At 72.3% G+C, this 17969-nt stretch carries 19 protein-coding genes, 1 tRNA gene and 1 pseudogene; 14 read left to right on the plus strand and 7 right to left on the minus strand.

The window, feature by feature from the left end; translation table 11 throughout:
- Positions 1-20 precede the first annotated feature (20 nt).
- Entirely contained in the window at positions 21-368 is a 348-nt protein-coding gene (locus BS80_RS01575; protein WP_035791758.1) for an ArsR/SmtB family transcription factor, read from the plus strand.
- A gap of 29 nt (positions 369-397) precedes the next feature.
- Here the strand turns inward: BS80_RS01575 and BS80_RS01580 are convergent, their stop codons facing one another.
- Together BS80_RS01580 and BS80_RS01585 are read right to left on the minus strand one after the other, a co-directional pair.
- Positions 398-1531 carry an NADH:flavin oxidoreductase gene (locus BS80_RS01580; protein ID WP_232246343.1) on the minus strand — a complete coding sequence of 378 codons (1134 nt, stop codon included), beginning with the start codon at positions 1529-1531 and terminating at the stop codon, positions 398-400.
- Between the two features lie 204 nt (positions 1532-1735).
- The gene (locus BS80_RS01585) at positions 1736-2431 is read right to left on the minus strand and encodes an AAA family ATPase (RefSeq protein WP_035791763.1); all 696 of its coding nucleotides are present in this window, start codon (positions 2429-2431) and stop codon (positions 1736-1738) included.
- Positions 2432-2925: 494 nt separating this feature from the next.
- Between BS80_RS01585 and BS80_RS01590 the strand changes: the two genes are divergently transcribed.
- On the plus strand, positions 2926-3573 hold the full coding sequence (locus BS80_RS01590) for a ScbR family autoregulator-binding transcription factor (RefSeq protein ID WP_035791765.1): 648 nt from the start codon (positions 2926-2928) through the stop codon (positions 3571-3573).
- 79 nt (positions 3574-3652) lie between these two features.
- Here the strand turns inward: BS80_RS01590 and BS80_RS01595 are convergent, their stop codons facing one another.
- Together BS80_RS01595 and BS80_RS01600 are read right to left on the minus strand one after the other, a co-directional pair.
- Complete coding sequence (locus BS80_RS01595) at positions 3653-3940, minus strand: hypothetical protein (protein WP_157535758.1); 288 nt, start codon at positions 3938-3940, stop codon at positions 3653-3655.
- Between the two features lie 459 nt (positions 3941-4399).
- Positions 4400-5065, minus strand: coding sequence for a PRC-barrel domain-containing protein (locus BS80_RS01600; RefSeq protein ID WP_035791770.1), 666 nt, complete (start codon positions 5063-5065; stop codon positions 4400-4402).
- A gap of 204 nt (positions 5066-5269) precedes the next feature.
- Here BS80_RS01600 and BS80_RS01605 point away from each other — a divergent pair, with 204 nt between their 5' ends.
- The 9 genes from BS80_RS01605 to BS80_RS01640 all read left to right on the plus strand — a co-directional run bounded on the left by BS80_RS01605 (position 5270) and on the right by BS80_RS01640 (position 12637).
- Positions 5270-5707, plus strand: a complete 438-nt coding sequence (locus tag BS80_RS01605; protein WP_157535760.1) for an ATP-binding protein — start codon at positions 5270-5272, stop codon at positions 5705-5707.
- A gap of 108 nt (positions 5708-5815) precedes the next feature.
- Positions 5816-5989: a hypothetical protein gene (locus tag BS80_RS40265; protein ID WP_157535762.1), complete on the plus strand. Its 174-nt coding sequence runs from the start codon at positions 5816-5818 to the stop codon at positions 5987-5989.
- Positions 5990-6063: 74 nt separating this feature from the next.
- Complete coding sequence (locus BS80_RS01610; protein WP_035791773.1) at positions 6064-6405, plus strand: iron chaperone; 342 nt, start codon at positions 6064-6066, stop codon at positions 6403-6405.
- Between the two features lie 124 nt (positions 6406-6529).
- Entirely contained in the window at positions 6530-7300 is a 771-nt protein-coding gene (locus BS80_RS01615; RefSeq protein WP_035791776.1) for a pirin family protein, read from the plus strand.
- 132 nt (positions 7301-7432) lie between these two features.
- Entirely contained in the window at positions 7433-8272 is an 840-nt protein-coding gene (locus BS80_RS01620; RefSeq protein ID WP_035791779.1) for an MIP/aquaporin family protein, read from the plus strand.
- Between the two features lie 55 nt (positions 8273-8327).
- Positions 8328-9845 carry a glycerol kinase GlpK gene (glpK, locus tag BS80_RS01625; RefSeq protein WP_035791790.1) on the plus strand — a complete coding sequence of 506 codons (1518 nt, stop codon included), beginning with the start codon at positions 8328-8330 and terminating at the stop codon, positions 9843-9845.
- A gap of 67 nt (positions 9846-9912) precedes the next feature.
- Entirely contained in the window at positions 9913-11619 is a 1707-nt protein-coding gene (locus BS80_RS01630) for a glycerol-3-phosphate dehydrogenase/oxidase (RefSeq protein WP_408607339.1), read from the plus strand.
- A gap of 91 nt (positions 11620-11710) precedes the next feature.
- On the plus strand, positions 11711-12244 hold the full coding sequence (locus BS80_RS01635; protein ID WP_035791796.1) for a GNAT family N-acetyltransferase: 534 nt from the start codon (positions 11711-11713) through the stop codon (positions 12242-12244).
- A gap of 18 nt (positions 12245-12262) precedes the next feature.
- Positions 12263-12637, plus strand: coding sequence for an MmcQ/YjbR family DNA-binding protein (locus tag BS80_RS01640; protein WP_035791799.1), 375 nt, complete (start codon positions 12263-12265; stop codon positions 12635-12637).
- A gap of 19 nt (positions 12638-12656) precedes the next feature.
- Here the strand turns inward: BS80_RS01640 and BS80_RS40270 are convergent.
- Positions 12657-12745, minus strand: a tRNA-His gene (locus tag BS80_RS40270).
- A gap of 199 nt (positions 12746-12944) precedes the next feature.
- Here BS80_RS40270 and bla point away from each other — a divergent pair.
- Positions 12945-13880, plus strand: coding sequence for a class A beta-lactamase (gene bla / locus BS80_RS01645; protein ID WP_035791802.1), 936 nt, complete (start codon positions 12945-12947; stop codon positions 13878-13880).
- A gap of 34 nt (positions 13881-13914) precedes the next feature.
- On the opposite strand, the pseudogene BS80_RS38895 reads toward bla, so the two are convergent.
- Positions 13915-14163 (minus strand): annotated as a pseudogene (locus BS80_RS38895) (MmyB family transcriptional regulator); the annotation flags it as partial.
- Between the two features lie 248 nt (positions 14164-14411).
- Here BS80_RS38895 and BS80_RS01650 point away from each other — a divergent pair.
- Both BS80_RS01650 and BS80_RS01655 read left to right on the plus strand, forming a co-directional pair.
- Positions 14412-15563, plus strand: a complete 1152-nt coding sequence (locus BS80_RS01650) for a methyltransferase domain-containing protein (RefSeq protein ID WP_035791805.1) — start codon at positions 14412-14414, stop codon at positions 15561-15563.
- A gap of 132 nt (positions 15564-15695) precedes the next feature.
- Positions 15696-16886 (plus strand): M20 metallopeptidase family protein, encoded by a 1191-nt coding sequence (locus tag BS80_RS01655; protein WP_035791808.1) that lies wholly within the window; start codon positions 15696-15698, stop codon positions 16884-16886.
- On the opposite strand, the gene BS80_RS01660 is transcribed toward BS80_RS01655, so the two are convergent.
- Positions 16870-17907, minus strand: a complete 1038-nt coding sequence (locus tag BS80_RS01660; protein ID WP_035791811.1) for an Lrp/AsnC family transcriptional regulator — start codon at positions 17905-17907, stop codon at positions 16870-16872. The genes BS80_RS01655 and BS80_RS01660 overlap by 17 nt on opposite strands.
- Positions 17908-17969: the final 62 nt, after the last annotated feature.

Genomic DNA, 17969 nt, shown 5'->3' on the forward strand with positions numbered 1-17969 from the left:
AGCGAAGGAGACCGGCAGACGTGACCACACGCAGCGCGCAGAGCCAGGCCGAACGCATCACCGACCACCCGCCCGCCGAGGCGATCACCCTGCAGGGGGTACTGGAGGCGCTGGTCGACCCGGTGCGGCGCAGCATCGTGGCCCAGATCGCGGCCTCCAGCGGCGACCAGGCCTGCGGCACCTTCGACATGGCGGTGACACGCTCCACCAGCGCCCACCACTTCCGCGTGCTGCGCCAGTGCGGCCTCATCCGGCAGTACTACGTGGGCACTTCGAAGCTGAACACGCTGCGCCGCGAGGAGCTGGACCGGGCCTTCCCCGGCCTGCTGGACGCGGTCGTCAACGCGGAGGCCGGCGCCACCCGTTGACGTGACCCGACACCGCCGGTGGTAGTCGCTCAGTCGAGCGCGGCGAGCATGTCCGCCTGGAACGGGCGCAGTTCGCCGGTACGGCCGGTACGGACCTTGTCCGGCCAGTCGGGGTTGGCGATCAGGGCCCGGCCGACCGCGACGAGGTCGAACTCGCCGTCGTCCAGCCGACGGGCGACCTCGGCGGTGTCGCCGATGGCGGCGCCCTTGCCCTCCAGGTAGCCGAGGAAGTCACTGCCGCTCAGGCCCACCGAGCCGACGACGATGGTGGGCAGGCCGGTCACGCGCTTGGTCCAGGCCGCCAGGTTGAGTTCGGAGCCCTCGAACTCGCTCTCCCAGAAGCGGCGGGTGGAGCAGTGGAACACGTCGACACCGGCGTCCACCAGCGGGGCCAGCAGCTCCTCCAGCTCCTGCGGGCTGTTCGCGATGCGGGCGTCGTAGTGGGAGACCTTCCACTGGGAGATCCGCATGATGATCGGGAAGTCAGGGCTGACGGCGGCCCGGCAGGCGCGGACCAGTTCGGCGCCGAAGCGGGCGCGGGCGCCGGCGTCGCCGCCGTACCCGTCCTGGCGCAGGTTGGTCCGCTCCCACAGGAACTGGTCGATCAAGTAGCCGTGGGCGGCGTGCAGTTCGATGCCGTCGAAGCCCAGGCGCTCGGCGTCGGCGGCCGCGGTCGCGAACGCCTCCAGCACCTGCGCGATGTCGGTGTCGGTCATCACGCGGCGCTCGGCCGGGCCGTTGTCCGGGTCCACCCCCGAGGGGCTCAGCAGCCCGCCTTCCGGGCTGGTGAGCTGGGTGTCGCCGGGCAGCAGCTGACCGGCCTCCTCGACCGAACGCCCCCACAGCAGCGGGTCCATACCCAGGTGCCACAGCTGCGGGACGATCCGGCCGCCCTCCGCGTGCACCGCGCGCACCACCTCCGCCCAGCCCGCCAGGGCGTCATCGCCGTAGAAGCGCGGCACGTCGGGGCGGTTCCCGGCGGCCGGGTGGCCCACGAAGGTGCCCTCGGTGATGATCAGGCCCACGCCGCCGCGCGCACGGCGGGCGTAGTACTGGGCGGACTCCGGGCCCGGGACACCGCCCGGCGACAGGTCCCGCGACATCGGCGCCATGACGACGCGGTTGCGCAGCACCAGCGAACCCACGGTGAAGGGACTGAACAGCGGCGCCGCGGCCGCCTCGGCCTCGACCTGTCCGGCGACGGTGGCGGGGACGGCGGTGGAGGCGGTGGGGACGGGGGCGGTGGGTGCGGACACGGGGCCTTCTTCCGGATGCGAGGGGTCGAACGGACGGGAGGGGTCGATCGGGCGGGAGGAGCGCGCCGCCCCGGAGCGGGGCGGCGGAACGGCAGAACGGCGGGGTGTCGGTCAGACCGCGCTGCGCTCGAGCTCGCTGCGCACGTCCAGCACCGCGTACTCCTCGCCGGCCTTGGCGATGGCGTCCTCGATCGACATGACCCGCGGCAGGCCGAAGCGCTCGGTGATGGCCTCAAGCCGCTGCGGGATCGAGCCGCCGATGATGTGGACGGGGATGTCGAGCTCGTCGCGCAGCACGCTCAGCAGCAGCTCGTCGGAGAGGGTCCGGAAGCGCTCGTTGACCGGGCGGTGACCGTTGGGGTCCAACGGGAACTCGATGGGCAGGTGCACGAACGCGTCGTAGGTGTCCTTCGCGTACTGCTTGAGCGCCACGCCGAGCTGGCTCACCACCCGCTCGTAGAAGCGGATCTCGTCGGTCTTCTCGACCTCGTCAAGGCCGATGGAGGCGTTCGGGTTGATCCCGACCGTCACCCGCACGGACGCGTAGGTCCACTCGTGCAGCGACGAACCGTCGGAGATGTAGTCCTCCAGGTGGCTCTCGTGCACCGCCCGCTCGACGTAGCGGCGCACCACCAGCTGGATCAACTCGGCGGCGTCGCACTGCTCGAGCGTCTTGCCCGGCACGGCGTGCGGCAGGATCTCGCGCATCGTCTTGGCATGGGTGCGCGGGACACCGGTCAACTGCGCCAGCGCCATCGTGGTCAGGGTCTTCCCGGAGGAGTACGTGCCGGAAATTGCGAGCTTCATGTCAGGTGGCCTTTCAGGCAGTTCGTAACAAGGACGGAGCCGGTCCCCGGCACGACCGGTCACCGCACGGCGAAGCGACGCACGGGGACGGGGACGGGGACGGGACACGGACGGGCATGGGACGGCGAGGGGACGGGGGCGGGGCAGCGACTCCGCGGTCGGGAGTCAGGGGTGGCCACGCTCGCCGGGCCCTGGTGACTCCGGGCCGACTGTCCGACCCGGCATCACCACGTCCAGGAGGCTAGCCAGCAGGCCGAACCCTTGGCCAGCAACGACGACTTGCACGCCCCTGCGGAGGCGACCGCCGCCCCACTCGGTGTGCAACTGAGACCGGTGCGCACTCGCGCGGGGGAGGGGACGGAGTGGTTCAGGGCGGGGTGGTTCGGGGATTCTGGGGCGAATCGCACATAAAATACCTAGACGAAGGTATATTCTGTGCGAGCACCTCCCCTCCGTCCCTCCCAGGAACGCTCCGCGAAGCGAAAGGCAGGCCCGTGCCACGCACTCTTCGGCCGCACCCGGGCTCTGCTCCCAAGTCGCCCACCCTGCGCGGCCCCGAGCCACGGCAGGACCGCGCGGTCCGCACCCGCGCCCAGGTACTGGAGGCCGCCGCCGTCCTCTTCGCCGAGCGCGGCTTTCGCGGCACGAACGTCCAGGACGTCGCCGCCCAGGTGTCGATGACCAAGGGCGCGGTCTACTTCCACTTCCCCAACAAGGACTCACTGGCCGTGGGGGTGGTCGAGGAGCACTACGCGCGCTGGCCGGTGCTGTTGGACCGGATCCGCACCAAGAACCTGGCCCCGCTGGCCACGGTGGAGGAGCTGTTCGACCGAGCGGCCCGAGCGTTTCGCGACGACCCGGTGATCCAGGCCGGCGCCCGCCTGCAGATCGAACGGGACTACATCGACGCGCCGCTGCCCGAACCCTACGTCGGCTGGACCGAACGCGTGGCGACCCTGCTGCACGACGCCCGCGCGGCGGGCGAGTTGCGCAGCGGGGTTGACCCCGACGAGGCGGCCGCCTTCCTCGTCGCCGCATTCTTCGGCCTGCAACACATCTCCGAGGTCCTCAACCACCGCAAGGACATCGTCAAGCGCTGGCACGCCATGCGGGATCTGACCTTCTACTCCCTGCGCGCCTGACCCAACGGACCGGTCCTGAACGGCGTTTGGCTCGGCCCCCGCAAGCCGCGGGAGCCGAGCCAAACGGTGGTTCAGTGGTTCAGTCGGGCACTTCGTCCTCGTGGTCGGCCACGGTGGTGTCGACGGCTTCCGGCCGCCCGGACACCTGCCACCCGGCGGGCGGCCGGATCCGTCCCTCCGCCGGGGGCTCCGGCACTCCTGGGGGCTTTCCGGCATCCGCCGGGACGGGGGCGGCGAACTCGGAGCCGTCGGTGGCGGATTTCGGGGATTCGCCGGGGAGCGGGGGCACCACCTCACCGGTCATCCGCGACTGCGGCGTCTCCACCGGCCTCCCGTACACACTGTCGTCCGGGGTTTCTGTCGTCACTTCGGTACCTCCGCCGCTCTCGCTGTTCTGCGCAGCGCCTACCCACCACCCGCACCATCAATCCCAGCCGTCACGGACCGGAATCGCGGGCTCGCGCCGGAGGACCTCGGGCGTCCGGCCGGGCAGTGAACGGTGAGGCAGGTGAGGGCTCCTGCGGGCTACTGAGGACGGCCGACACACCAATGGTTATCTGATTGTCAGCTTGAAGGCCGTGCGAAGCCCGCTACTTGTGGGTAAATCTTGGAGTAGCAAGAGTTGGGCCCGGTCGCGGTTTCCCCCACGAAACGGCGACCGGACCATATGCCGTACCCAGTCGGGTCCGGTCGTGCTTCCCCCCACGGAAGGCCGACCGGGCCCGGTTGTGCAACGACGGCAACCAGCGCAGCGTACATGGCTGGCCACCCGCGCGGCTACACAGTGTCGCTGTGGAATCACTCACAGCCCTGCCTCTGCGGGCTGTCAGCTGCGGGTGTCGATGTCCACCGGCGGCAGGTCGGCCAACTCCAGCTTGCTCAGCCGCACCTTGACGGTGCCTCCCAGTGTCCAGGTCAGCTCGCGGATCGGGATGGCGACGGTCTTCCTCCCCCACAGGTGGCCCTCCTGGAGGAGCACGTGGGTCACCGCGTGGTCCTGAGGGTCGATCACCAGGCCCTGCACACGGCCGATCTCACCGTCCACGGCCTCGACCCGGTCGCCGTGGCGGATCTGCACCTCGCCGCTGGGCACCCGGTCGTGCACGGTCACGCGCGGCTCGATCTCCAGCGGCAGCAGCCCGGGCGCCATCCCCATACCGCCCACGCCCAGACCGTAATAGGGGTGCGTGACCAGCTCGTCGGCCTGGTAGCCCAGCTGGTCGGCGGTGCCGGGAAGGTACTCGGTCTCCTCGGCCGCTTCGAGCCGCCGCATGGCCTCGGTGTCGCACCGCAGCCGGATGTCCTGGGGTTCGCTGTTCGCCTCGTCGACCAGGTCGACGGGCACCAGCCGGTTCGCCTCGCGCCGTCCTCCGACGACGAGATGGGTGACCCGGCGGGCCACCGGATCGATCACCACCCGCTCCAGACGACCGTAGTCGGCGTCCTCACAGTGGATGTCGGCGCCGATGGCGTACTGCACGGTTGCGCTCACGTCGAGGTCCTCCCCTTGCTCTGGCTGTTCACGTCCGACGGACGCGGTCGCCGCTCGCCTGCCCCGCTCAGGGGATCCGACACCCGTCCGGATCAGCCGGACGGGTGTCGGTGCGGGTGCCGCATGAGACGCCTGAGTCCGGGTAGACGGCCCGGAGATCCACCGCCCGGCAGAGAGGCGGGCGTACGACGGGAGGAGGGCCACATGCCGCAGGTCGTCATGCCGACCAGGCCGGCCGAACACCGGGTGGCCCTGCGCGTCGGCGCCGGCTACGACGGCGGCCTCGGCACGGTCGCCGCGGCCCGCACCCTGGCGGACGACTTCCTGGGCGCCGCACGCTCACTCCTGGGGGCGCCCGTCACAGCGGCGGTCGCCGGATCCGTACGGCTGGTGGTGAGCGAGCTCGTCACCAACGCGGCGAAGTACGCACCCGGCCCGTGCCTACTGGACCTGGAACTCACCGGCGACGACATCAGCATTACCGTCTGGGACACCGAACCCGCCCTTCCCGTCCCGCACGGCACCGACCCGCTGCGGGTGGGCCGGCACGGACTGGAGATCGTGCTGGCGCTCAGCCGCCACTACAGCGCCGAGAGCCGCGCCGGCGGCAAACGCGTCCGCGCACACCTCGCGCTGGAATGACGACGTCGCCTGTCCCGGCCGACCGGAACAGGCTCTGCCGACCGGCGCGTTCGGGCGGGAAATGCGGGCAGGCGGATCGGGACATACGCTCGTCCCAGGAGGCCGCTCATGATCGCGTTCGCCCTGCTGATACCGCCGGCACTGCTTGCCTCGGTGCTCCTGTTGGACCGCTTCGAAGAGCGCATGTTCGCCCCGCCCAAGACGCCACAGGCGCAGCTGCGACTGGTCGCCGAGGAGCACGGGCAGCCCGAGACGCCGCTCTCGGCGAACCAGGCGGCCTGACCCCGCGCCGCCGCCACTGCCACCCCCGCGCAGACGCGCTGGTCCCCTGTGGTGGGGAGATCCACCATGGGGGGATGGACAGGGAAACGCAGGACTACATCAACGGCATCGCCGCTGACCACCGCCCGCTGTTCGACCGGCTGCACCGCCTGATCCTGGAGGCCCACCCCGAGGCGGAGGTGGGCCTCTCGTACGGGATGCCCACCTACAAGGTCGGACGCCGCAGGCTCTACGTCGGCGTGTGGGCGCACGGCGTGTCGCTCTACGGCTGGCGACACGGACGCGACACCGGTTTCGCCGCCCGCCACCCCGAGTTCACGGCCGGCAAGGCGACCATCCGGCTGCGCCCCGACGATGCCGCCGCCATCCCCGACGACGAGCTGCGCGACCTCGTGCGGGCCGCCCTGGACGCCTGAGCCCCGACTGGAGGAATAGTTGAACAATGAACTATGTTCGGTCGTACAGGGCGCCGAGAGGCACCCCCCGGGGCCTCACCGGAGAGCTCCCGGACCCGCCCGTACACAGGATGAGGAGCGCGCGTTGAACACCACCGCGAACCACTCGCAGATCGACGTCCGCCGCGCCGCCGAGCGCCGCGGCACGAAGATCGACTGGCTGGACTCCAAGCACTCCTTCTCCTTCGGCGGGCACTTCGACCCCGCCAACACCCACCACGGGCTCCTGCTCGTCAACAACGACGACATCGTCAAGCCGGGCAGCGGGTTCGAGACCCACCCGCACCGCGACATGGAGATCGTCACCTGGGTGTTGCAGGGTTCCCTGGTCCACCAGGACTCGACCGGCCACTCCGGCGTGATCTATCCCGGACTCGCCCAGCGCATGAGCGCCGGCAGCGGCATCCTGCACTCGGAGAAGAACGACTCCTGGCGGCTCAGCGGCGCCGACGCCCACACCGACCCCGTCCACTTCGTCCAGATGTGGGTCCTCCCGGACGAGGGCGGCATCACGCCGGGCTACGAACAGCTGGAGATCGACGACGAGTTGCTGTCCGGCGGCCTGATCCCGGTCGCCTCCGGGATGGACCGGCACGACGGCGCGTCGGCCATCCGCATCAGGAACCGGCACGCGGCGCTGCACGTGGCCCGCCTGCAGCCCGGCCAGAGCGTCGAACTGCCCGACGCCCCCTACCTGCACCTGTTCGTCCCGCGTGGCGCCGTCGCCCTGGAGGGCGTCGGCCCGCTGGGCGCCGGCGACGCCGTGCGCTTCACCGCGATCGGCGGGCAGAAGGTCACCGCGGTCGAACCCGCGGAGATCCTGGTGTGGGAGATGCACGCCACCATCGCCCGCTGACAACCGTCCGCGCAGCCCGAGCCCGATCAGCCGTGCTGAGCGGGCGGATCCGACCGGTGTCTCCACAGAATGGACGCAACGGAACCGGCCTGCCGGTGAGTCGGGGATCGCGGATCGGAGGTGCGGCCGACCATGGCGGAGAGAGCGTCACATCCACCGAAGGCGTCGGGGTCACCAGGCTGGGGACTGCTGGGCGAGTTGTCCGCGGAGTTCGCGGGCACCATGGTCCTGCTGTTGTTCGGCCTGGGCGTGGTGGCACAGGTCGTCGCCGCCGGGATCGGCGGGCACGACAGCATCGCCTGGGCGTGGGGGCTCGGCGTGACGCTGGGCGTGTACGTGGCGGCCCGGTTGAGTGGTGGCCACCTCAACCCCGCCGTCACCGTGGCCCTCGCGGTCTACAAGGGCTTCCCCTGGCGCAAGGTCGCGCCGTACGTCCTCGCCCAGACGGCCGGGGCCTTCACGGCGGCGCTTCTGGTGCGGTGGAACTACACCGAGATCCTGGCCAAGTTCGATCCGGGCCACACGATCAAGAGCCAGGGTGTGTTCTCCACCCTGCCCGGCAACGGCGTGCTGCCGGTGAGCGACCTGGGTGCGCTGCGCGACCAGGTGATCGGCACCGCGATCCTGGTGCTGGTGGTCTTCGCCGTCACCGACCTGCTCAACGACCCGCCGCGGGCGAACCTCGGGCCCTTCGTGGTCGGGCTGCTGGTGGTCGCGATCGGCATGTCCTTCGGCAGCAACGCCGGGTACGCGATCAACCCCGCCCGCGACTTCGGCCCCCGGCTGGCCAGCTATCTCACCGGCTACAGCCACGCCTGGCGGGACCAGTACGGCCACCTGTACTTCTGGGTGCCCATCGTCGGCCCGTTCCTCGGCTGCCTGGTCGGCGGGGCCTGCTACAAGCTGCTGGTCGGCCGGTACCTCGTCATGGGCGGCACGACCGAGGTGGGTATCACTCCCCCGCCCGAGTAGCCGCCCAACTGACCCGCCCGTCACGCGAACTCCGCCACGAAAGGCAGCAAGCGCGATGCCAGAATTCATCGGCGCCGTCGACCAGGGGACCACCAGCACCCGCTTCATGGTCTTCGACCACGAGGGCAACGAGGTCGCCAGGCATCAGCTCGAACACACCCAGGTCCTGCCGCGCCCCGGCTGGGTGGAGCACGACCCGGTGGAGATCTGGGAGCGGACCAACTCCGTCGTGCAGACGGCGATCCGCACCGGCGGGCTCTCCCCCGCGGACCTGGTCGCGATCGGCATCACCAACCAGCGCGAGACCACGGTGGTCTGGGACCCGCGCACCGGACGTCCGTACTGCAACGCCATCGTCTGGCAGGACACCCGGACCGACTCGATCGCCGCCGCGTTGGAGCGCGACGGCCACGGCGAGACGATCCGGCGCAAGGCGGGGCTGCCACCGGCCACCTACTTCTCCGGCGGCAAGATCAAGTGGATCCTGGAGAACGTCGACGGCGTCCGCGAGGCGGCCGAACAGGGGCACGCGATCTTCGGCACCACCGACTGCTGGGTGCTGTGGAACCTCACCGGCGGCCCGAACGGCGGCATCCACGCCACCGACGTGACCAACGCCAGCCGCACCATGCTGATGAACCTGGAGACCCTGGACTGGGACGACGAGTTGCTGGAGATCTTCTCCATCCCCCGCCGGATGCTGCCGGCCATCAGCCCGTCCTCCCATCCGCAGGCGTTCGGCCGGACCCGGACCTCCCGTCCGCTGTCGGCGTCCGTCCCGATCACGGGCGTGCTCGGCGACCAGCACGCGGCCACCGTCGGACAGGTCTGCTTCGCCCCCGGCGAGGCCAAGAACACCTACGGGACCGGCAACTTCCTGGTGCTCAACACCGGTACGGAACCCGTCCGTTCCCGGCACGGGCTGCTGACCACGGTCGCCTACCAGTTCGGCGACGCCCCGGCGGTCTACGCGCTGGAGGGCTCGATCGCGGTGACGGGCTCCGCGGTGCAGTGGCTGCGTGATCAGCTGAAGATCATCAGTTCCGCGGACGAGATCGAGCGTCTCGCCCGCTCCGTCGAGGACAGTGGTGGGATCTACTTCGTGCCGGCCTTCTCCGGGCTGTTCGCGCCGCGCTGGCGCTCCGACGCCCGCGGCGCCATCGTCGGACTGGCCCGCTACCACACCGGCGCCCACCTGGCGCGCGCCACGCTCGAGTCGATCTGCTACCAGAGCCGCGACGTGGTCGAGGCCATGGAACGGGATTCCGGGGTGCACCTGGACGTGCTGAAGGTGGACGGCGGCGTCACGGCCAACGACCTCTGCATGCAGATCCAGGCGGACGTGCTCGGCGTCCCGGTGAGCCGTCCGGTGGTGGCCGAGACGACCGCGCTCGGCGCGGCCTACGCCGCCGGCCTCGCCGTCGGGTTCTGGCGTGACACCGACGAACTGCGCGCCCAGTGGCAGGAGTCCAAGCGCTGGCAGCCGCAGTGGAGCGCGGAGCAGCGGGCGGCCGGCACGGCCGGCTGGGGCAAGGCGGTCGAACGCAGTCTGGACTGGGTGCAGGTCGACTAGTACGGCGACATTCGGCAGGAGCCCGACTGCGGTTCCCGGCAGCAAGGAGCAGATGGTGGTCCAGACGATGAGCCTCTCGACCGGCGCCCGGACCGAGGCGCTGGCGCAGTTGGGGCATGGGGAGTTGGACGTCCTGGTGGTCGGCGGCGGGGTGGTCGGCGCCGGCTGCGCGCTGGACGCGGTCACCCGCGGGCTGAGCGTCGGCCTGGTCGAGGCCCGGGACTGGGCGTCCGGAACCTCCAGCCGGTCCAGCAAGCTGATCCACGGCGGGTTGCGCTACCTGGAGATGCTCGACTTCCGGCTGGTGTCGGAGGCGCTCAAGGAACGCGGCCTGCTCATCCAGCGGCTCGCCCCGCACCTGGTCCGGCCGGTGCCGTTCCTCTATCCGCTGGCCCACCGGGTGTGGGAGCGGCCCTACGTCGGCGCGGGCATCCTGCTGTACGACACCATGGGCATCGCCTCCGGCACCTCGCGCGGTGTGCCCCACCACCGCCACCTGCTGAAGCGGCAGGCCATGCGCGAGGCGCCCTGCCTGCGCGAGGACGCCCTGGTCGGCGCCGTCCAGTACTGGGACGCGCAGGTGGACGACGCGCGGCACACCATGAACATCGTGCGCACCGCCGCCAGCTACGGCGCGCTGGTCGCCAACCGCACCCAGGTCGTCCGCTTCCTGCGGCAGGGGTGGCGGGTGGTCGGCGCCCTGGTCAAGGACCTGGAGAGCGGCCAGGAGGTCGAGATCCACGCCAAGCAGGTGATCAACGCCACCGGGGTGTGGACCGACGACACCCAGGCGATGGCCGACGCGCGCGGGAAGTTCCACGTGCGGGCGTCCAAGGGCGTCCACCTGCTGGTGCCCCGGGACCGGATCAACTCCCGGTCCGGGCTGATCCTGCGGACCGAGAAGAGCGTCCTCTTCGTGATCCCCTGGGGCCGGCACTGGATCGTCGGCACCACCGACACCGACTGGGACCTGGACAAGGCCCACCCGGCCGTCACCTCCAGGGACGTCGCCTACCTGCTCGAACACGTCAACAAGGTCCTGGTCACCCCGCTGGTCCCCGAGGACGTCGAGGGCGTCTACGCGGGACTGCGGCCGCTGCTCGCCGGTGAGGCGGCCGAGACCAGCAAGCTCTCCCGCGAGCACCTGGTGGCGCACACCGTGCCGGGCCTGGTGGTGGTCGCCGGCGGCAAGTACACCACCTACCGGGTGATGGCCAAGGACGCCGTGGACGAGGCGGTCCAGGCGCTGGAAGGCGAGCGGGTGGTGCCGCCGTGCACCACCGACACCGTCCCGCTGGTCGGCGCCGAGGGCTACCGCGCGCTCTGGAACGCCCGGCACACCCTGGCCGAACGTTCGGGCCTGCATCTGGCGCGGGTGGAGCATCTGCTCGGCCGCTACGGCTCGTTGATCCACGAGCTGCTGGCGCTCGTCGCGGAGGATCCCTCGCTGGCCCAGCCGCTGCCCAGCTCGGACGACTACCTGCGGGTGGAGGCCGTGTACGCGGTCACCCACGAGGGTGCCCGGCACCTGGACGACGTACTCACCCGGCGCACCCGGATCTCCATCGAGTCCTGGGACCGCGGCGTGGACGCGGCCCGTCCGGTGGCCGAGCTGATGGCCGGGCCACTGGGCTGGGACACCGAGCAGATCGAACGCGAGATCGCCCACTACGCGCAGCGCGTCGCGGCCGAGCGCGCGGCCCAGCAGGAGCCCGACGACGCCGCCGCCGACGCGGTCCGCCTAGGGGCGCCGGACATCGTCCCGCCCGCGTGAACGGCCTCCCGGACCGTCCGCGAGCTCCTCGCGCAGACGGCGACGGGCAAGGGCATGATGTTCCTCAGGAAGACCGAGGAGGTTGCGGTCCATGGACATCTCGCTGACCACCGATCGGCTCGTCATCCGGGACTGGTCACTGGACGACGCCGAAGCCGCCCTGGAGATCTACGGCTCGCCGGACGTCGCACGCTGGCTCACTCCGGCCATGGAGCGCGTGGGCGACCTGGCGGCCATGCGCTCGGTGCTGCAGGCGTGGCACGAAGCGCAGCCGAACCTGCCTCCGCCCCGGGGACGCTGGGCCGTACAGCTGCGGGACAGCCAGGCGGTCGTCGGTGGCCTCGGCATCCGGCTGCTGCCGCCCTACGAGGACGACCTCGAGATGAGCTGGCAGCTGGCCCCCGGAGCCTGGGGGAACGGCTATGCCGCCGAGGCGGGCCGCGCGTTGATCGCCTGGGCGTTCACCCAGGAGATCGAGGAGATCTTCGCGGTCGCGCGCCCGAACAACGTCCGCGCCATCGCCATGGCCAAACGGCTCGGCATGCAGTGGGTCGGCGAGACCACCAAGTACTACGGCCTCAGCCTGCAGGTCTACCGGATCCGCCCCAGCGACCTCCCCGAGTGATCCGGCAGGCTGGCTAGGATGGTTGGCGTGATCAACGCTGACGACATCCGTCGAATCGCGCTCTCCCTCCCGCAGACGGCGGAGAAGGAGGCGTGGAGCATGCCGACGTTCCGGGTGGCCGGGAGGATGTTCGTCACGGTCCCCGACGACCAGACGTCCTTCGCCGTGCGGTGCCCCCGGCACGAACGGACGGAGCTGATCGCAGCGGAGCCGGAGAAGTTCTGGGTGCCGCCGCACGAGGCGAGTTCCGCGTGGGTGCGGGTGCGACTGGGCGCGCTGGAGGACCTGGCCGAGCTGTACGACATCCTGGTGGACTCCTGGACCCAGGCCGCCCCCGAGGACCTGGTCCACTCCCTCCCCGCGCCGAAGCCCGGCCGGGGCCAGGCCACCTGACGCGGCGGTAGCTCGACAGCGGAGAAGGCAGGATTCGAACCTGCGTGGGCTTGCACCCGACCGGGACCACAGCCCCGGCCCCCGATCAACCACTCCGGGCACCTCTCCCCGGGACCGACCCGCACTGCGGCGTTCCGTCCTCGTACTGACGACTATGGCCCAGCACCCTGACCCGCCGCTGACCCGTCGCTGACGGGATCGGTCGAGGGTGGGCGAACCAATCGAGCCGCCGAGGCGTCCTGGCTTCCGAGAGCCCATCGCCGAACAGGCGACAGGCGAACAGTCGAACAGGAGAGAGGACGCGATCGTGGAGAACTTCCCTCAGCGCCCGACCCGCCGCACGCTACTGGCCGCCGGTGCCGGGGCGGCACTGGCCACCGCGCTGTCCGCAGCCGGGCCGGCCGCAGCGGCGGCGCCCGGCCCGCGCGCGGGCGGCGACGACGACGACGTCACCCGGGCGCTCGGCGGCCTGGAACGCGAACACGGCGCTCGGCTGGGTGTGTTCGCGCGCAACACGGCCACCGGCAGGACGGTGCTCTACCGCGCCGACGAGCTCTTCCCGATCTGCTCGGTCCACAAGACGGTCACCGCCGCCGCCGTCCTGCGCGACCTCGACCGGGACGGCGGGTTTCTCGCCGAACGCATCCGCTACACCGCGCAGGACGTCGCGGACTCGGGCTACTCCCCGATCACGGGTACGCCCGAGCACCTCGCGAACGGCATGACCGTCGCGGAACTGTGCGCCGCCGCCCTCGACTACAGCGACAACACCGCCGACAACCTGCTGCTGCGTCAACTCGGTGGCCCGGAGGCGATCACCCGCTTCTGCCGGTCCATCGGCGACCGGACCACCCGGCTCGACCGCTGGGAGCCCGCGCTGAACTCGGCCGAACCGGGACGGGTGACCGACACCACCAGCCCGCGCGCGCTGGGCCGGACGTTCTCCAAGCTCCTGCTCGGCACCGCGCTCAGCGCGCCGGACCGCGAGCAGCTGACCTCCTGGCTGCTCGCCGACACCACCAGCGCCGCCCGCTTCCGCGCCGGTCTCCCCAAGGACTGGGCCCTCGCGGACAAGACCGGCACCGGCGACTACGGCACCACCAACGACGCCGGCATCGCCTGGACGCCCCGGCGGACGCCCCTCGTGCTGAGCGTCCTGTCCACGAAGACGGACAGCGCCGCCCCGGCGGACGAACCGCTCGTCGCCAAGACCGCCGCGCTGCTGGCGACAGCCCTCGTCTGACGCTCCTCGCGCGGCCGGGAGGTCGCGGGGGGCGCTAGCCGACGAGGGCCTGGGCACCGAGGACGGCGAGGAGCGCGAGGCGTTCGGCGTCCTCGGTACCCGGCTCGGCCGTGTAGATCATGATGCGCAGGTCACTGCCGGCGACGCTGAGCACGTCGCAGTCCAGCGTCAGGGCGCCGACCTGCGGGTGGTCGATGGTCGCCCGACGGCCCCACCGGCGGCTACTTCGACGCCGAGGGGGCCCTCCCCTGGTAGCCACGGACCGGGCCCACCGGCCCTGCCGGGCACCGTCAACCCGGCGGCCGGTGCGCCCCTCCCACGCGCTCTTGCCGGGCCGGCGAGCGCTCGGGCAGGATCGAAGGGCGGTCCGGCCGACGGTGGCCGGGCTCGATGGGAGGCACCCGTGGGTGAGCACGAGAAGCCGGCGCCCGACCCGGGGCAGGGGACGCCACCACCCGGCAACAGCGACGGCCAGGTCCCGCCTCCGCCGCCGTCCGACGGCAAGCACAAGAAGTAGCCCGGGCAACGATCATGACCGTGACCGACGCCGCCGACCTGGCCAAGCGGCGGGCCGGCCTGGACGCGGCGATGGCGGGGCGCGGCGCCTGGCCGCAGCGCTCTCCCTGGATCCGCGACGCCGTCAACGCCCTGCCCCGGGACCGCTTCGCCCCCGACCGGCTCTGGCGGTGGGACGGCCACGGCTACCAACCGGTGGACCGTCAGGTCGACGGCGCGGCCTGGGCGCACGAGCTCTACGCCGGCCCGGACGACGCCGCGGTGACCCAGGTGACCGGCGGCCTGGCCACCTCCAGCCTCTCCAGCACCGGCATCGTGGTCGACATGCTCGACTCACTGCTCCTGGAGCCCGGCCACCGCGTCCTGGAGCTGGGCACCGGCGCCGGCTGGAACGCCGCCCTCGCCGCGCACCGCGCCGGCCCGGGCCGGGTGACCAGCATCGAGATCGACCCCGTCCTGGCGGCCGCGGCCCAGGCACGGCTGGAACAGGCGCGGCTCCCGGTGCGCGTCGAGGTCGGCGACGGCGCCGCCGGGTGGCCCGCCGCCGGTCGGTTCGACCGGGTGATCGCCACCTACGCCGTCGAGCGAGTTCCCTGGGCCTGGATCGAGGGGTGCGCCCCGGGCGGCCGGGTCGTCACCCCCTGGGGACGACTCGGGTACGTCGCCCTCGACGTCGCGGCGGACGGCTCGCACGCGGTCGGCTGGATGCAGGGACTGGCCCAGTTCATGCCAGCCCGTGACAACAGCCGCCCCGAAGCGGCGTTTCGCGACGTCCGCGGCCGGGGCCCGGCCGAACACGAGAGCACCTTCGAGCGGGACCTGTCACCGCTGCGCGCCGACTGGGACCTGCTGTTCAGCCTGCGGGTGGCGGTGGCGGACCTGCGGATCACCACCGCCGTCGACCAGGACGGCACCAGCGCCTGGCTGCACGACGGCAACGCCTCCTGGGCTGCCCTCTCAGCCAGCCCGACCGGCGGCGCCCGCGTCCACGGCGGCGGCCCGCGCCGGCTGGCCGACGAACTGACGGCCGCCTGGGCGACCTGGGAGGACGACGGGCGCCCGGGCGTCTACGACTACGGCATGACCGTGACCCCCGACCACCAGTACGTCTGGCTGAACGACCCCGTCACCGGCCCCCGTCGCGGGCTTCCCACAGCGCGGACGTGAACTCCCCGGCGGCGGCCGCCTGCTGGTCGATCCCTGCGTTCGGCGGCGTCGCGTGGCGGTTTCGTGCAGGGGGGCGTTGCCGGGATCGGCGGGGGTGAGCATGGGATTATCGCCGATCCCGTGGGAGTTCCGATGCCGACACTGCTTGAATCCGCCACCCTGCTCCAGCCGGAGCTGACCGCCCTGCGCCGGGCCCTGCACCAGGAGCCGGAGATCGGCCTGGAGCTGCCGCTGACGCAGGCCAGGGTGGTGGCGGCGCTGGAGGGGCTGCCGCTGGAGCTGACGCCGGGCCGGGCGCTCAGCAGCGTCACCGCGGTGCTGCGCGGTGGGCGGCCCGGGCCGGCGGTGCTGTTGCGGGCCGATCTGGACGCGCTGCCGGTACAGGAGACCAGTGGCCTGCCCTATGCCTCGCGGATCCCCGGTGCGATGCACGCCTGCGGCCACGACCTGCACACCGCCGCGCTGGTGGGTGCGGCCCGGTTGCTGGCCGAGCGGCGGGAGGAGCTGGAGGGGGACGTGGTCTTCATGTTCCAGCCCGGCGAGGAGGGCGGCGGCGGGGCCCAGCTGATGATCGACGAGGGCGTGCTGGACGCGGCCGGGGAGCGGGTGGTGGCCGCGTACGCGCTGCACGTCGCGGCGGCGCTGCTGCCGCCCGGCTGGGTGGCCACCCGCCCGGGACCGGTCATGGCTGCCTCGGACACTCTCCAGGTCACCCTGCGCGGGCGCGGCGGGCACGGGTCCAGCCCGCACCTCGCGCTGGACCCGATCCCGGCCGCCTGCGAGGCGGTGACGGCGCTGCAGACGATGGTGACCCGCCGCTTCGACGCCTTCGACCCGGTGGTGCTGACGGTCGGCTCGTTCCACGCCGGCACCGCCGACAACGTGATCCCGGACGACGCGGTCTTCAGCGCGACGATCCGCTCGTTCTCGCCGGCGGCCCGGGCCCGGGTGGCCGAGGAGTCGCTGCGCCTGGTGCGCGGCATCGCGGCGGCGCACGGGCTGGACGCCGACGCGGAGATCGTCCCCGGCTACCCGGTCACCGTCAACGACCCGGCCGAGGCGGCCCGCGCCGCCGACACGGCCCGTGGGATCGTCGGCGCGGACCGCTACGTCGAGATGCCGAACGCGGTGGCGGGGTCCGAGGACTTCGGCATGGTCGGTGCGTTGGTGCCCTCCGCCTATCTGATGCTGGGCGCGTGCCCCGCCGGCCTGGACCCCTTCGGCGCGGCCTACAACCACTCCCCCGAGGCCGCCTTCGACGACTCCGTGCTCCCCGCCGCAGCCGCGCTGCTGGCCGCGCTCGCCGTCAACCGCCTGGGGTAGGCGGCGGCGCCGCCCGCGGGGCCCACGGGTCGATCGGGACGTAGCCCACGGCCCTGCCCTGCGGGTCCAGCAGGCGGCCCACCAGTTTCGCCGTGCGGAGGGTGACCTGCCGGTCGCGGACGCGGGCTTCGGGGAAGCGCCGCGACAGCTCCTCCTCCACCCGCCGGGTCTCGGCGAACCCCCGCGTCATCAGGTACGCCGCCAGGTTGGCGGAGCCCACCGTCACCGCGCACATCCGGGTCTGCGGCAACTCGCAGAGCCACAGCGCGGCCGCCTCCAACCGGTTCGCCGGCAGGTCGAGCCAGAGCATCGTGCCGAGCGGGTGCCCGGTCAGCCGGGGCGAGGCGTCGCAGCGCAGCACCAGCTGCCCGGAGTCGCGCAGCTCCGCCACCCGCCGGCGCACCGTCGTCGCGGGCTGCCCCAGCCGCTGGCCGAGCACCGCGTACGGCATCCGCCCGTCCTCGCCCAGCGCGTGCAGCAGCCGGCGGTCGCGCAGGACCGCGCGGGCGGGTCGCAGGGCCGGGTCGCGCCGCGCCGGGTCGGGGGCGATGGCCGCCCGCTGCTGTGGATCGAGCGCGCCGTCACTCCAGCGGCTGCCCTCGCGCAGGGTGCGCTCGACGAAGGAGATCGTGGTCCGCAGCACGCCGGACAGCCGGCTCATCCGGTCCAGCACGTAGTCCGTCAGCTGCTCGCGGGTCAGCGCCGCCACCGTGACCAGCAGGTCGGCCCCGCCGCTGACCAGTTCGACCGTCGCCGCCTGCGGGTCGGCCGCCAGCGCGGTGGCCACCGAGGCCACGGCATCGGCCCGGCACTCCACCGCGACCAGCGCGATCAGTCCGAGGTCGGTCCGGTCGGCGGAGGGGTAGCCGGCCACCCAGGCGTCGCCGCTCCCGCAGAGCCGGGCCCAGCGGCGCGAGAGCGTCGCCGGATCGACCCCCAGCGGCTGCGCCAGCCTGGACCACGGCGCGCGGGGATCGACCCGGAGCGCGTCCACCAGGGCGAGATCCAGCTCGTCGATCATGGCTGATCCTTGCACAGCGGGTGCCCGGCCCGGTTGATCCGTGCGTCCGTGGCGCCCGGGTC

This window comes from Kitasatospora mediocidica KCTC 9733, assembly GCF_000744225.1.
In the GTDB taxonomy this organism is placed as follows: Bacteria; Actinomycetota; Actinomycetes; order Streptomycetales; family Streptomycetaceae; genus Kitasatospora; species Kitasatospora mediocidica.